General features: G+C 42.2%; 11 protein-coding genes. 10 read left to right on the top strand and 1 reads right to left on the bottom strand.

Translation table 11 applies throughout. The annotated features are described in order from the left end of the window. Window positions 1-46: 46 nt before the first annotated feature. Complete coding sequence (locus tag UB51_RS20805; RefSeq protein WP_044878937.1) at window positions 47-1147, bottom strand: glycosyltransferase family 4 protein; 1101 nt, start codon at window positions 1145-1147, stop codon at window positions 47-49. Window positions 1148-1363: 216 nt separating this feature from the next. Between UB51_RS20805 and UB51_RS20800 the strand changes: the two genes are divergently transcribed. From UB51_RS20800 to cydC, 10 genes are all read left to right on the top strand, one after another. Further along, window positions 1364-2158, top strand: a complete 795-nt coding sequence (locus UB51_RS20800) for a YheC/YheD family protein (RefSeq protein ID WP_044878936.1) — start codon at window positions 1364-1366, stop codon at window positions 2156-2158. 222 nt (window positions 2159-2380) lie between these two features. Then, window positions 2381-2911 (top strand): DoxX family membrane protein, encoded by a 531-nt coding sequence (locus tag UB51_RS20795; protein WP_044878935.1) that lies wholly within the window; start codon window positions 2381-2383, stop codon window positions 2909-2911. Between the two features lie 160 nt (window positions 2912-3071). Then, complete coding sequence (locus UB51_RS20790; protein WP_044878934.1) at window positions 3072-6299, top strand: Ig-like domain-containing protein; 3228 nt, start codon at window positions 3072-3074, stop codon at window positions 6297-6299. Between the two features lie 210 nt (window positions 6300-6509). Continuing rightward, on the top strand, window positions 6510-7298 hold the full coding sequence (locus tag UB51_RS20785) for an ABC transporter ATP-binding protein (protein ID WP_044880335.1): 789 nt from the start codon (window positions 6510-6512) through the stop codon (window positions 7296-7298). 3 nt (window positions 7299-7301) lie between these two features. Continuing rightward, a complete protein-coding gene (locus UB51_RS20780; RefSeq protein WP_044878933.1) occupies window positions 7302-8942 on the top strand; it encodes a hypothetical protein in 1641 nt (546 codons plus the stop codon). Window positions 8943-9000: 58 nt separating this feature from the next. Next, a complete protein-coding gene (locus UB51_RS20775; RefSeq protein WP_044878932.1) occupies window positions 9001-9483 on the top strand; it encodes a hypothetical protein in 483 nt (160 codons plus the stop codon). A 338-nt stretch (window positions 9484-9821) separates the two neighbouring features. Then, window positions 9822-11222, top strand: a complete 1401-nt coding sequence (locus UB51_RS20770) for a cytochrome ubiquinol oxidase subunit I (protein ID WP_044878931.1) — start codon at window positions 9822-9824, stop codon at window positions 11220-11222. Then, entirely contained in the window at window positions 11209-12225 is a 1017-nt protein-coding gene (gene cydB, locus UB51_RS20765; RefSeq protein ID WP_044880334.1) for a cytochrome d ubiquinol oxidase subunit II, read from the top strand. Before UB51_RS20770 ends, cydB begins: the two co-directional genes overlap by 14 nt. After that, a complete protein-coding gene (cydD, locus tag UB51_RS20760; RefSeq protein WP_044878930.1) occupies window positions 12225-13952 on the top strand; it encodes a thiol reductant ABC exporter subunit CydD in 1728 nt (575 codons plus the stop codon). The genes cydB and cydD overlap by 1 nt, the downstream gene beginning before the upstream one ends. Continuing rightward, entirely contained in the window at window positions 13949-15727 is a 1779-nt protein-coding gene (gene cydC / locus UB51_RS20755; RefSeq protein ID WP_044878929.1) for a thiol reductant ABC exporter subunit CydC, read from the top strand. Before cydD ends, cydC begins: the two co-directional genes overlap by 4 nt. Window positions 15728-15829: the final 102 nt, after the last annotated feature.

Genomic DNA, 15829 nt, shown 5'->3' with positions numbered 1-15829 from the left:
TGAAAGATTACGTTCATCATAATCGACAATAGTGCTTTAAATCAAGTCAAGATGATATAGCTTTGCTATAGATGGCAGCTAACTTAGTAGACGTCTGGCTCCAAGTGAAATGCTGAAGCACATCGCTTCGTCCATTAGCACTTAATTTATCTCTTAGAGAGGGGCTTTTGGCTAAACGTAGTAAATAATCAGCGAACTCGCTTGGTCTCTGGTAACGGTCAACAAGGTAGCCATTGTGTTCGTGTTTTACTACCTCTTGGATTCCACCATTTCGTGAGGCGATGACCGGAATGCCCGAAGCCATCGCTTCCACATTGACGAGACCGAAGGCCTCGTGCTTTTGTGATGGGCAGACAAAACAGTCAGCTATGCGGTATATTTTGTGGATTTCTTGATGAGATTTTTTTCCCGTAAATGTGATAGGGACCCCTAGTTTATAAGCTTGGAGTTTTAGACGTCGAATGTAGGAAGGACTTCCTCTACCTACAATGATGAGATGAATGGGCGTGTGCTTACGTACGAGATGAGCAGCTTTAACGAGGATGGGTACGCCTTTTCGTGGAATGACTCTGCCTACGAATAGAACCGTGAAGGCTCCGCGAATTCGATACTTAGTTTTAGACGCTTTTTGCTCAGACTTCTTAGCTGGGCGAAAGCGAGAGGTGTCTACACCAAGCTCAACGGTATGGATATTTTTAGCGGTATCAGGAAATCTAGAAATTAATTTTTGTCGTAATGAGCTACTATTAGCAATAATAAAATCTGCTTTTCTTAAGGAGTTCTTTATTTCAGAAGTGTTGGGTACAAAGGTTAAGGAATGCAGGAAGATGGAGACGGGTGTACGAGGGAATGCTTTTTTAATTTTGGCCATATAGAAAGGACGGTTATCCACTTGAATGAAGTCGTATGATTTGCGTTTCATATACCGAAGGACAGAGGTAATGTAAGTTCTAGCACTTCCTGAGGTCACACGAACAACCGTTATATTGCCCATATGGCTCTGAACTGGGAGATGAGAAGATCGTTTACTAATAATGGTTACTTTGTGATGCTTCGCAAGCTGCTTGGCTATCGAGAGGATACATATTTCCACAGAGCCGCTTCCTGGAACGGGGATCTGTTCTGGTGCAACAATTAGTATGTGCAAAGCCTTTTCCTCCTATCCGGTCTCCAATGACCATCGACTCTTTCTTTAACGTATGTTGTCTCCTTCTAAAAAGTACGGCTTATAATCCTAGGTCTCCTAAATGGGTTTATTGTAGCCGTTGAATGTCTCGCCCCAAATATCTGGAACTGAATAGAATATATGGATTGTGGGTTATACAGGAGATCCATAACATTCGTCACAAGGGAGAGATTGAGGATGAAAGTGAAAGGAAAAGTTAAGGTTAAGGTGAAGGTTAAGAAACTTCGTACCCTGACAAGTAAATGGATTAAAACGAAGGTGCTGCTACGTCATGCTCCAATTAGTCGTTATATTCCAGAGACTGTGAAACTGACGAAAAGTAGCCTAAGGGAAATGTTAACTAAATATAATATGGTATATATTAAACCAGAGCGCGGAACGTATGGTAATGGAGTTATTCGGGCTGAGTGGGTGAAGAATGAGAAGCAGGGAGCCTACACTTATAAATACCAAGTGGATGTGGTTACACGAACGTTCAGTACTTACGAAGCATTCTATACATCCATATGTAAGTATACGAAGAGTAAGAGTTATCTTGTTCAGATGGGTATCCATCTATTGAAATATCAGAAGCGAAGATTTGATATTCGGGTTATGGTCCAGCGGGGTGCTAAGGGGATATGGGTATCAACGGGTATCATTGGCAGAGTAGCACATCCAGGTAAAATAGTAACTAATTATCATAGTGGAGGAACACCTATGGCTATGGGGAAACTGCTAGCTCCTCATTTATCAGCCATTGAGCAAAAGAGAGTCCTGAACCAGATGTCTCAGTTAGGTGTCAATATTGCCAAGGCCCTTCAGCAGAAATATCCTAATTTCAGGCAGATCGGTGTTGATATTGGGCTTGATCTTAAGATGAATCCATGGATTATTGAAGTGAATACGAGTCCAGATCCGTATATCTTTAACAAGCTTGCAGATAAGACGATGTATCGTAAAGTCATGAGATTTCGAAAGCTTAATGTTTAGAATAGAGGAGCCGAGATCCCAGTGACTCGGCTTTTTTGGTGGTTCATGGTCATAAATAATCCTAATAGCCGAAGGATTTATACGGTTATAGAATCAAGATCTATGCAAGACCATTCGTGAAGAAGCGGATGAAGCGGAGAATTTTATTTTGTATTGACAACAACCTCTAAAAAAATGATAATGATAATCGTTATCAATAATATTGACAAGGAGTTTAGCTGGATGAATTTTTCTCATGTTTTAAAGCATCATGTTTTCTTGTTTTTTGTTGTACTTATGCGAGTTTCCTTTGGGGTAGGCTGGTTGTTGGCCGGGATTACCAAAATTACTGAAAAAGGATGGTTCGAGCAGCCTAGTGTTTTTCTGAAAAACTATTTGGAAGTGGCCTTAACGAAACCGAATGTCCCTTTATTCTACAAGGACTTTATCAAGCATATATGCCTCCCTTATGTCGATTGTTTTAACTATGTCATTCCCTGCGTTCAGATCGTGGTTGGCGTGCTGTTGATTGTTGGTTTGTTCACGTTACCGAGCATCCTCATTTGCTTATTTATGCATGTCAACTTCATTCTGTCAGGCAATATGAATCTGATCAGTCTTGTTCTTTATACATGCTCTTTTGGGTTATTACTTTGCGGCTCGGGCACATTCACGCTTAGTCTGGACCGATGGTTTAAACGAGTGCCCGCATTTGCGCAGAAATCGAAATCTCCTTCCGACCTTACTCTGAATAACAGATCCCTCGTGAACTGATTTTTATCGTGTGATTGCTCCATTGCTCCTGATGTACAGGCTGAATTTTCCAAAAAAATATTGACAATCATTAAAATTTAAATAATAATTTGATTTGCACATAGTTGATAATGATAATCATTATCATGAATAGTTGATAATAAGCAGGGGAGCAAACAATATGATACAGAAAAAGGCCATCTTTAATGTTTTGGTTTCTACGAGTTTATTAACATCTTTGGTGTTGCCGTCTTGGGTGTCTGCGGACGGATCAGCCAATGAGGTACAGAGGGAACAGCCGCAAGGAAATTCAATTATAGAGGGGGCAGTGGAGAATTCGGAGTCTAGGACAAATGCGGCAAGCATAAGTCAGGCATCCTATTCTACCGCAAATGACATCGTATCGGTACAACCCATTGCGGATTCAACGTATCCATACCGAACGAAGGCGTTTGATTTTGAGCTGCCAAGTCATGTCAAGGTCACATTAAGCGATGGCAGTGAAACAGAGCTATATGTCCGTTGGGATTTTAATAAGTATAATCCGGAAAATATTATGGAACAAACGTTCACGGTAGAGGGGACGCTAAGGGGAAATTCATGGAGCGCCGGACTCCCAGACGGAATAAATAACCCGCAAAATGTAAAGGCAACGGCTGAAATTACAATTTCCGCCGCGAAGCAGATCAAGAGTGTTGACCCGCTAGCTGATATTCCTGATGTAGAGAATGGCACAAGCTACTATAGCCTTGGGTTACCGGATAGTGTGGGTGTGGTCTTGGATGACGATACGCCGGCTACGGTTGGGGTTACTTGGAGCCAGGACGATTATGACATGCACGATCAAAGCATTCATACGGTCGAGCTCACGGGACGATTGGGAGACCGTTACGGTTTGCCGGTTGGGATTGATAACAGCAATGACTTGAAGGCGAAGGTGAAAGTCTCCTTCAGTGAGGCGCGTACAATTATGAGTCTTCAATCTGTGGTAATCAAAGACGTGCTCAGCGGCACGAATAAAACAGAAAAAGCGTTAGGCTTGCCCGAACAAGTTGAAGCTACATTAAGCGACAATCAGAAGGTTCAGGTGCCTATTGAGTGGGATGTGGAGCACAGTGCCTATGATTCAAGTAAATTGGAAGCACAAACCTTTGAAGTGACCGGTGCGGTAAAGGGTATTCCAGCTGGATTAAAGAATCCGAATGGAGCGACAGCGAGAGCGACGGTTAAGGTCGCTGCTGCGAATCATGTTACACATATTGAAGATGTACAGGTGCCTCTAGTGCCAAATGGTATTAGCAAGACAGCTCTTGCTTTCTATCTGCCTAAGCAGGCAGACGTGACGCTAAGTAACGGCCGCAAGGATAAAGTGGATGTGACGTGGGAACTTGCAGAATCGGCTTACGACCCAAGCAATGAACAACAGCAAACAGTCAAAGTGATGGGTACGCTAGTGCATTTGCCTGCCGGCGTTGCGGCGCCGAGCGAGAAGGTAACGGCGAATGTCACGATTAGCGCGATGCGTTATGTCGAGTCAATCAACCATGTAGCGGATATTACCGGAATGGCCAACGGCACGAATGCAACCCCGGAAGCGCTGCACTTGCCAAAGCAAGTAACTGTGACTTTATCTGATGGAACCACGATCAGCGTTGATGCCCAGTGGGAATTACATAACATCGGCTATGAGAAAGGGAATGCAAAAGCACAGACCTTGAAGGTAACGGGAACATTAATCAATCTCCCTCTTGGTGTAATAGACAACAACGTCCAAGCAAAAGTAAACGTGCAGGTTGATGCGAAGATCGAGCCGAAGAAAAATGTGGGCGTTACGATGAGCGATGTGTCGATGGATAAGGAAGGTCGCAATACGACCGAGGTGCTGGGTGAATACTTCTTACCTTTATCGGGAGATGTTACAGGGTCGAATGGTCAACCGATTAATGGTCCTGGGACGGCTCTAATGGTTCTGCAAATACATATCAATGGCGAGGAAGTAAGAACTATTGACTATTTGGGGCGTAGTCTGTCGTTGAATACCAAACTATATGTGGGTTGGAAAAATAACGATGTATTGGCTGAAGTGTCCAATGTGTTGAAAGCTGGATTACTGCATCACAGCGAGGGAAGAAATTACGAGGTCATTACCTCTACGTCTCCAGACGGTATTATTATTAAGCAGAAACAAGGAACAGGCAACAGCGAGGATAATGTGTTTAGCTATGTGCTAGAGAATGGTAAAGGCTCGGCTGTTGAAGGTCTAACATGGGGTGAGCAGGAGACTAAAACCGAGGGAAGATGGGGCATGGTCGGTCAAAAGGCCAAATTCAGCGTTCAGGTAAAGAACGGTGCGAGTGCGGATGGCGATCTGGTCGTACACGTGTCTGATGGAACCATCGATAAGCAGATTTCCGTACCTGTAGTGGTGAATGATGATGCGGCTGCAGTTGCTCGGAAAGTAAGAGAAAGACTGGTTCAAGACTATGAGATAGCGAATGCTTATAGCGTAAAGGCAGATGGAAGCACGCTGGCTTTCGAGGCGCTAGAAGAGGGTTCAAAACATGTGAAAGTATCGGTGAAGACTCTTATCGACACAGGTAGCAAGCCAGACGAAGGAAGCAATAAGCCAGACAGTGGAAATGGAAATAACAGCGGCGGAGCCGATAGTAATAATAACAATAATGGAAATAACAGCAGCAACGGAAGTAATAGCAATAACAATAGCAATAACAATAACAGCAGCGGTGCTGGAAGCGCGGGTGGCAATACAACCACGGATAAGGACAATGCTGGAGGCAAGGGAGGAACCCCCGACTCTGATAAGGCTGAAGATGGCGACGGTAAGCCAGCGAACACGTTTGTTGACTTGCAAAATCATAAGTGGGCCCAAAAATCGATCGAGTTTTTGAATTCCAAAGGAATTGTTTTAGGTACTTCAGAACATGTATTTGCTCCAAATGCGGCGATGAAGCGTGGTGATTTTGCGCTCCTGCTTATGAGAATGTTTGGTATGAAATCCGATGCAACAGTTCGTTTCTCTGACGTTCCGCAAAGCAGCTATTACTATGAAGCGATCACAAGCTTGAAGGCACAAGGAATCGTGCAAGGCTTTGGGGGAGATAAGTATGATCCTGAAGCGCCAATGACTAGACAAGATTTGATGGTTATTTTGCACAAGGCATTGACCAAGTCTGGTATTGAGCTGAAAGCTGGCGAAGCATCCTTATTAAACCATTTTTCAGATTCCGATAAAGTGAAGAGTTATGCGAAAGACGCGGTGCTTGCTCTGATTACAGAAGGAATTGTAAAAGGAGACGGGAGTAAGCTGAATCCAACTGCTCATGCTTCAAGAGCGGAAGTAGCAGTGCTACTTGAGCAAGTATTCCATAAAATCCCTGTTAATAAATAACCAAACCAAATGGGTAAACAATGAAAGAGGAAATGCCACTCTGATGCAAAGAGTGGCATTTCCTCTTTTATGTAGCAAGACTCATTAAAAAACCGAGTGATGAAGGCTACGTCTAAATCTAAAATATACAAAAATTTCCTCAAACTGCATTTGTCATGATAGAATACTATAACAAGGAGAGAAATTAGAGAGAAGGCAGGTGTGTTTAGCTTGGATGAGAATGAGGAACCCGTGATATCCATACGAAGTTTAGCTATGAATTATGGTGATAAACCTGTGCTAAGGTGGATTAATCTTGATGTATATAAGGGACAAATCATTGGATATATAGGTCCTAATGGTGCTGGAAAGAGTACTACGGTAAAGATCCTATTGGGACTTTTAGAAGGATATATTGGAGAAGTCAAGATATTAGGAAGAGATATTTCAGATGGTGATGTTGAATATAAAAGAAGGATTGGGTACGTACCCGAGGTTGTAGATATATATGAAAGTCTGACGGCTCAAGAATATTTAACATTTGTAGGGCAGCTATATGGATTAGATTATAGTAAAGCGGACCATAAGGCAGCGCAACTGATGAAGAGCTTCGGATTAGAGTCTGTATACTCATCTAGAGTATCTTCTTTCTCTAAGGGAATGAAGCAGAAAGTATTGTTAATCTCAAGCCTAATACATAACCCCGACATTCTGTTCTTAGATGAACCCCTGAGTGGTTTAGATGCTAACAGCGTCATTGTTGTGAAGGAAATACTTGCTTGTCTAGCAGCACAAGGGAAGACGATCTTCTATTCTTCGCACATGATGGATGTGGTGGAGAAGATTAGTAACCGTATCGTTCTATTGAATGACGGACAGATCATTGCCGATGGGAGCTTTAATCAACTTCGGGAGAAATCGAAGGAAGGGTCACTAGAGCAAATATTTAACGAATTAACTGGCTTTCATGATCATAAAGAAAAGGCTGAACAATTCGTATCTATCGTTCAAGAGGTGTAATCTATGCGGGATTTCACAACGTTGAAGATATTAGATCGTTTTCGTACCCTTTTTGAAAAACTAGGTATCGACTACGTTATTATGAGAAGAATAATCCACATCAAACTAACAATGGATGGCAGGAGAGTTTCGACGGTGATGGGAAATTCAAGATCTTCGTCTCAGAATGAAGATAAGAATAAGTTCCTTCAATCCTTGTGGTTGTATCTGATTATGGGCTTGATCGTATTGATGCCGCTAGTGCTATTAGGACAAGGGTTTATTTTTCAAATGAGTTTGGTATTTGGAATCCTCATGTTCATGATCATGACTTCGCTTATATCGGACTTCTCATCCGTTCTGTTAGATATCCGCGATAAGAATATACTAGACTCTAAACCTGTGAATACAAGAACCATCCATGCCGCTAAGAGTATCCACATCTCTATTTATTTAACATTTCTAACGGGAGCGCTTACACTTCCAGCTTTAATTGCGGGATCGTTTAAGTATGGGATCGGATTTTTCTTTATTTTTTTAATTGAAGTTATTCTGATGGATGCCTTTATTGTGGTTGTAACGGCTCTTCTATATTTGTTCGTTCTTCGATTCTTTAATGGTGAGAAATTGAAGGATATGATCAATTATGTACAGATTGCTCTAACGATGGTCATTACAATTGGATACCAACTCACCTTTCGAGTATTTAATATAATGGATTTTAAATGGGTATTTGAAGAGAAGTGGTGGCAGTATTTTATCGTTCCACTCTGGTTCGCAACTCCGTTTGAGATGTTGATTCGAGGGGACATGCGTACAACCTTTATGATATTTTCTTTGTTATCCGTGATTGTACCCATTGTGGCGATGCTGATCTATGTGAGGCTTATGCCATCTTTCGAGCATCATTTACAGAAGCTGTCGGACAGCAGTACATCTAGGAGAAGGAAATGGTTTAATGGGAGGAGTCTATCGAATTTCCTTTGTAAGACCCCAGAGGAACGATTATTCTTTCGGTTTACGTCTGATATGATGCGAAATGAGCGAGATTTTAAGTTAAAAGTATATCCTTCTTTAGGGCTTTCACTTGTCTTTCCATTTCTATTTTTATTTAATAGTATGCAAAGCCAAGGCTTAGAGGGGATGTCTGGCGGTAAAATGTATCTCTGTATTTATTTTATGGCTATACTAGTACCCTCAACGCTGATGATGTTGAAATATTCTGTGAATTACAAGGGAGCTTGGTTGTATAGAACGGTTCCGTTGCAGGATACAGCTTCTATCCTCAAAGGGAGCATTAAAGCTTGTCTAGTTAAGTTGATGATGCCTTTATACATTCTGGAGAGCGTAGTGTTTCTTTATATTTTTGGATTACGTATTATTCCCGACATAGTTGTTGTAGGACTAAGTGTAGGGATCTACGTGCTGATCAGCTTCAGAGTGTTAAGAAAGGCGTTACCTTTCTCAGAACCCTATCAAGCCACCCAAAGTAATGAAGGGCTAAAGCTATTCTTTCTCATAGGTGTTCTAGTAGCCTTTATAGGGGTTCATTTGCTGTTCACCACGATGAGTTATGGGGTTTACATTTATATGATCTTGCTCATTGGGGTTAATATTGTAGGTTGGAGAAAGTCCTTCAGAACAATTCCTATTTCATCCTTTTGATTATCTGTCATTTTAGTAGTACATTAATAAGGGAATAATTAAGGAGGTTTCTAGATTAATGTACTACGAAGACAACGAGAACCTATCCATCATGACGTACACACTCAACAGTGGCATTAAAGGAACTGTCCCGTTATCTAATAAGCAAATTCAGGAATGGTTAGAGAGTTACAAATCAAATACGAAGTTCATTACTGCTATTGGCAAGGAGTTTTTTGGACTCAACCCAGATCTGGTTGCAGATTTCAAGGTGCAGAATCGTTTCTCCAACTATGTAGAAATGCTCAGACCTGTTTCGGGTGCAGAACAAGCAAGTACAGAAGAGCTATCGCAAGCCTATGAAGACAACTTGATATACTTTAAGGTCGATTGTAAATGCGGAACAACCTACACAACTTTTTCGCAATACTATACAACAAAGTGGTTCTGTTCTAAATGTAAGGAAATTGTATTCATGGATAGGAAAAAAGGGAAAGTTCCAACAGACAAAGGTGAAGCATGGTACATGACGAACAAGTACTTTGTAGAACGTGAGTCATAATATGTTGATCTTCCTGTAGACGATGTACCAATAGACCGCAACCATTACAGGTTGCGGTCTATTGGTGTAGCATTAATTATAGCGAAATGGAGGCGAAGCTTGTCTATGTTTTATATCACTTTGAATTAAAGAATTATAAATATAGTGTAATTTAATTCATCACAGGAGGTTATTCTTGAGCTGAAATGGTTGTAATTTTAAATATTGTGTGACAAACTTCACAATTGGCCTATGTTTAGATACTTGAGTGTGATAAATATCACATGATCAACGAAGTACGTCTGACAATATATAAATAGATATTAAAAAATTCATCAATAGAAAGAAGGATTAGAACCATGGATCCGGTTATGCTCTCGCGCATTCAATTTGCGTCGACAACGCTGTTTCACTTTATCTTTGTACCCTTGTCTATCGGATTAGCCTTGTTGATCGCGATTATGGAGACAATGTATGTTATAAAAGGTAAAGAAGAGTACAAAAAGATGGCTAAATTCTGGGGGCATCTGTTCCTGATTAACTTTGCCGTTGGTGTGGTTACGGGGATATTACAAGAATTTCAGTTCGGAATGAACTGGTCAGATTATTCTAGATTTGTAGGAGATGTATTCGGGGCACCGCTTGCCGTCGAAGCATTACTTGCCTTTTTCTTGGAGTCTACATTTCTTGGATTGTGGATTTTTGGGTGGGACCGTTTATCGAAGAAACTTCACCTCATGTGTATATGGTTAGTGGCTTTCGGAACCACGATGTCTGCTTTCTGGATTCTAGTTGCGAACTCATTCATGCAAAGACCTGTAGGGTTCACGATGAATAATGGTCGAGCTGAGATGAATGATTTCTTAGCTTTAATTACGAACGGACAGGTGTTGTTGGAATTCCCACATACCGTTCTAGCGGCATTTATGACTGGAGCTTTCTTGGTTACAGGTGTCAGCGCATATAAAATATTGAAACGTCAGGATGTCCAATTCTTCAAGAAATCTTTTATTGTAGCTATTATAGTAGGTATGATTTCATCTTTAGGTGTTGCATTCGTTGGACATAGTCAAGCACAGTATCTAGTGGAGACTCAACCGATGAAGATGGCAGCGTCAGAGGCACTTTGGGACACAAGTTCAGACCCGGCTCCTTGGACAGTTATAGCATCAATTGACCCAAAGAAGAAGGAGAATGGGGCAACCTTCAAGATTCCATATATGCTTAGTTTCTTGTCTTATAGCAAGTTCTCAGGAGAAGTTGTGGGGATGAATCAGCTTCAAGCTGAGTATGAACAGAAATATGGTCCCGGTGACTATATCCCGCCAGTACGTACAACATTCTGGAGTTTCCGTATCATGGTTGGTAGTGGTTCTGTCCTTATTCTTTTAAGTCTGTATGGGGCCTACTTAGTGGCTCGCAAAAAATTGGATCGTCCTAACAAATGGTTTATGCGTATTATGGTAGGAGCTATTTCATTACCGTTTATCGCAAACTGGGCTGGATGGATTATGACCGAAGTTGGCCGGCAACCCTGGACAGTTTTCGGATTAATGACGACAGAAGATAGTATTTCGCCGAACGTTTCAGCAGGACAAATATTGTTCTCTTTAATTACTTTCTCGCTTGCGTATACTATTCTAGGTACTATATTGGTCTATTTATTTGTTCGTGTGATCAAGAAGGGGCCGAATCATTCGGAAACCCAAGTGGAAGAATCTCACGACCCATTTGATAAGGAGGGTTATCATGTCTCTTAATGAGTTGTGGTTCTTGTTGATTGCCGTATTATTTGTAGGTTTCTTCTTCTTGGAGGGTTTTGACTTTGGAGTAGGGATGTCCACAACGATTCTCGCTAAGAATGACACGGAGCGTCGTGTATTAATTAATTCGATTGGACCGTTCTGGGATGCAAATGAAGTATGGCTCATTACAGCAGGGGGTGCGATGTTTGCGGCCTTCCCGCATTGGTATGCTACATTGTTCAGTGGGTTCTATACCGCCCTTGTATTTGTACTACTCGCTTTAATTGGTCGTGGTGTGGCGTTTGAATTTAGAGGTAAAGTCAACTCTGCACGTTGGAAGAAAACATGGGATATCATTATTTTCATCGGTAGCCTACTTCCTCCACTATTATTCGGTGTTGTATTCGCTTGTCTGATTCAAGGGGTACCTATTGGCGAAGATATGAATATGAACGCTGGATTCTTTGATATTGTGAATGGTTACACCTTACTCGGCGGAATTACCCTGGTCGTTCTTTGCTTGGTGCATGGATTAGTGTTTACGACGTTAAGAACGCTTGGAAGCTTACAAGAACGGGCACGTATTATGGCTAAGAGGCTTCTTATTCCTCTTGCTGTTCTAATTGTGGCTTTTGGGGTTATGACGTATTACGTAACGGATATATTTGAGGTTCGGGGTACGATTCTGACTGTACTCGCTGTTGTTGGAATGATCGTATACCTATTGGCTGGATTTTTCATTGCTCGCAAAAGAGATGGTTGGGCTTTTGGAATGACAGGAGCCATTATTGTTTTGTCATTTGGTTCAATATTTATTGGTTTGTTCCCACGGGTGATGGTTAGTTCGATTAATGATGCTTTCAGCTTAACCATTACGAACGCTGCTTCTGGACAATATTCACTCAAGGTCATGTCCATTGTCGCTTTAACTTTGCTTCCGTTCGTATTGGGATACCAAGTGTGGAGTTACTTCGTATTCCATAAACGGGTGAATGAGAAAGAACATTTGGAGTACTAATGGACCGTAATCTACTAGGCTTCAAAGGTATTAAGCCTGTTTTTGCGGCGGTGGCACTGCTGACCTTGGTGCAAAGTGTATCCATACTGCTAATGGCAAGAGGGTTATCGGAAGTCATCTCCGCCCTCTTTGCCGGTGCTCCACTACAAGAACAAAATCAAGCTATTCTTACGTTTGTAGTTGCATTTCTAGTTCGCCATTTGACGAATTTCTTTCAACAGCAGATTACGCATCGCTTTGCTGAGAATACGGGCACATTATTGCGTCAACAGTTGATGGATAAGTTGTTCCTGCTCGGACCGCGCTTTGCCAAAAAACAAGGAACGGGTAAGCTGGTGACGCTCGTCTTGGATGGTATATCTAAGTTTCGAACTTATCTTGAACTCATTATTCCGCGTATGGTCGCAACGATGATTATACCGATGGTAATTGTCATTTATGTGTTTACGCAGGATGTCCAATCAGCAATTATTCTAGTGGTCACGATGCCCATTCTAATTGCTTTTATGATTTTAATTGGTCTAGCTTCTCGCAAACAAGTAGACAGTCAAATGAGCTCTTATCACAAGCTAGCGAATCATTTCCTGGATTCGTTACGTGGACTGGAGACATTGAAATATTTAGGTCGTAGTAAATCACACATCAGTTCCATCGGAAGTGTAAGTGATAAGTACAGAACTGCAACGATGCGCACATTGCGCGTTGCTTTTTTGTCATCATTCGCCCTAGATTTCTTCACCATGCTCTCTGTGGCATCTGTTGCAGTCGGTCTAGGACTTCGTCTGGTGAATGGGGATATGGTGCTTGTAACGGCGCTAACGATCCTTATACTGGCTCCTGAGTACTTCCTCCCCGTACGTATGGTGGGTGCAGATTACCATGCTACTCTGAATGGTAAAGAGGCTGGCGAATCCATTCAGTCGATTATTGATATGCCTGTGCAGAAGTTGAATGGTGTGTTGCCTGGGTCGGCCTATTCATGGACAGCAGAAAGTCAGCTGATTCTTACCCATGTGCAAGTACAGTACGAGGAAGAGGGCCCACACTCGTTACATGATGTGAGTGTCAAGATTCAGGGTGTGCCCAAGATTGGAATTATTGGAGAGAGTGGGGCAGGGAAGTCAACATTGATTGATGTTCTCAGTGGTTTCCTACAGCCAACATCAGGCTCAATTGAGCTTAATGGACACAAACTATCAGATCTAATGGATGAAGCATGGCAGCAACAAATGACGTATATCCCACAGAGTCCTTATCTTTTTAGCAGCAGTCTTGCAGACAATGTCCGGTTCTACACGCCCAATGCGTCTGAATCGGAGATTGAACAGGCAGTTGTAAATGCAGGTTTAGCTGAACTTGTAAGTCAGTTGCCTAATGGGGTTAATGAAGCCATTGGCGGTGGTGGGCGTCCCCTGAGTGGTGGACAAGCGCAGCGCGTGGCACTTGCTCGTGCATTTCTCAGTGATCGTCCAGTCATACTATTGGATGAGCCAACAGCGCATTTAGATATTGAGACAGAGTACGAATTGAAAGAGACGATGCTTTCTCTTTTTGCAGGGAAATTAGTGTTTCTCGCGACGCACCGTCTGCACTGGATGCCGGATATGGATCTTATTATCGTAATGGACGAAGGTAAGGTAGCTGAGGTGGGTACGCATGACGAACTTCTTGCTCGTAAAGGCGTGTATCATGCATTGATTACATCGCAATTGGAGGGAGTGATATGAGAATGAATCCGTGGCTGCGGCCTTATATCTCTTCATATTTCTGGCGGTTCGTCATCATTGTCGCTCTAGGTGCTCTAACGCTGCTCACTGCGAGTAGCTTGATGTATACATCCGGATACCTCATCTCAAAGTCTGCGCTTCGTCCTGAGAATATATTGATGGTGTATGTTCAGATTGTACTCGTAAGGACGTTCGGAACAAGTAGGTCAGTGATTCATTATGTGGAACGTCTCGTTGGACATGATACGATTCTACGTATTCTATCTAAAATGCGTGTACAACTGTATCGTATTCTTGAACCGCAAGCGTTATTCATTTCTTCGAGATTTCGTACAGGTGACATTCTTGGCGTGTTGTCAGATGACATTGAGAAGCTACAGGATGTGTATCTGCGCACTATTTTTCCAAGTGTTATTGCCTTGGTGTTATACATCATTTCGATTACCGCATTGGGTCAATTCGATGTTAGGTTTGCACTTGTGATGGCATTGTATTTGTTCATTCTTATCTTCATCTTGCCTTGGATTTCTTTGTGGGTTACGAAAACTAAGAATAAGCAAGCCCACCGTAAGCATGGTCGATTATACCAGACGCTAACGGATGCCGTACTTGGTATGAGTGATTGGGTCATCAGTGGTAGACCTTCGCAATTTGTGCATACCTATGAGCAAGATGAGCTTGAGCTAGCCCGAATTGATCGTAAGCTTAGTGCTTGGTCACGGTGGAGAAATCTTATCGGTCAAGGGGTAGTTAGTGTCATTGTAGTTAGCATGTTGTACTGGGCAGGTCAGCAGTATGCTGAGGGTTTGATTCCTTCGACGATGATTGCTGCGTTTGTACTCGTTATATTTCCATTAATGGATGCATTCTTGCCCCTATCTGAGGCCGTTGAGAAAATACCACGATATCAAGGTTCCTATGCACGATTAGAAGAGCTGGATAACTCCGTTGGACAAGGAAAAGTTGCGATTAATCGTGAGCATACAGAGATGCTGATCAGTAAAGAGGAGACTCTTGCTGTCGCTGGTTCTAATGCACATATTAGGATAGATCAAGCTTCTTATCGTTACGATGCAACAGCGCCATGGTCTTTCGAGAATATCACGCTGAATATTCCACAAGGTAAGAAGGTGGCGATTATTGGGCGGAGTGGCGCTGGTAAATCTACCTTACTGAAATTAATCCAAGGTGCCATTATTCCTGAAGAAGGAACTGCGACGATTCAAGGTGTAAATGTGGATCAATTCGGAGAACATATCCCGAGTCTTATTGCCGTGTTGAATCAGAGTCCTCATTTATTCGATACGACAGTGAGTAATAATATACGACTTGGAAAATTAGATGCTTCGGACGAAGAAATTAGCAATGTATCCGGCAAAGTGAAGATGGATTCTCTGATTGAGTCACTCCCAGAGGGTTACATGACGCACATGCACGAAACCGGACAGCGTTTCTCTGGTGGTGAGCGGCAACGGATCGCCTTAGCGCGAGTTCTGTTGCAGGATACCCCCGTAGTTATTCTAGACGAACCGACGGTAGGTCTCGACCCACGTACGGAGAATGAATTGCTCTCGACGATCTTTGAGACGTTACAAGGAAAGTCACTCATTTGGGTTACCCATCACTTAGTAGGTGCAGAACATATGGATGAGATTATCTTTATGGAGAAAGGTAAGATTGAGATGAGAGGTTCGCATGCGGAGCTCATGGAGACATATCCGCGTTATCGGAACCTGTATCATCTGGATCGCCCCAAGTCTTTTTTCAAAGCGTAGTTTAGATAATAAAAAAAAGGACTACTCTGTAAAATTAAAGATGTAGGAAGTCCACTCTAACCAATAGCAATAAGCCATTGGTTACAATGTTATACATTATAT

The sequence above is a fragment of the Paenibacillus sp. IHBB 10380 genome, from assembly GCF_000949425.1.
Lineage (GTDB): Bacteria > Bacillota > Bacilli > Paenibacillales > Paenibacillaceae > Paenibacillus_AQ.
The sequence above is the reverse complement of the archived record's forward strand: the minus strand, read 5'-3'. Positions and strand labels throughout refer to the sequence as shown.

Excerpts from the sequence above, each read along its gene's own strand:
- UB51_RS20780 (WP_044878933.1), top strand. The coding sequence starts at position 7,302 with ATGCGGGATTTCACAACGTTGAAGATATTAGATCGTTTTCGTACCCTT.
- cydC (WP_044878929.1), top strand. The coding sequence starts at position 13,949 with ATGAGAATGAATCCGTGGCTGCGGCCTTATATCTCTTCATATTTCTGG.
- UB51_RS20800 (WP_044878936.1), top strand. The coding sequence starts at position 1,364 with ATGAAAGTGAAAGGAAAAGTTAAGGTTAAGGTGAAGGTTAAGAAACTT.
- UB51_RS20790 (WP_044878934.1), top strand. The coding sequence starts at position 3,072 with ATGATACAGAAAAAGGCCATCTTTAATGTTTTGGTTTCTACGAGTTTA.
- UB51_RS20795 (WP_044878935.1), top strand. The coding sequence starts at position 2,381 with ATGAATTTTTCTCATGTTTTAAAGCATCATGTTTTCTTGTTTTTTGTT.
- cydD (WP_044878930.1), top strand. The coding sequence starts at position 12,225 with ATGGACCGTAATCTACTAGGCTTCAAAGGTATTAAGCCTGTTTTTGCG.
- UB51_RS20775 (WP_044878932.1), top strand. The coding sequence starts at position 9,001 with ATGTACTACGAAGACAACGAGAACCTATCCATCATGACGTACACACTC.
- UB51_RS20770 (WP_044878931.1), top strand. The coding sequence starts at position 9,822 with ATGGATCCGGTTATGCTCTCGCGCATTCAATTTGCGTCGACAACGCTG.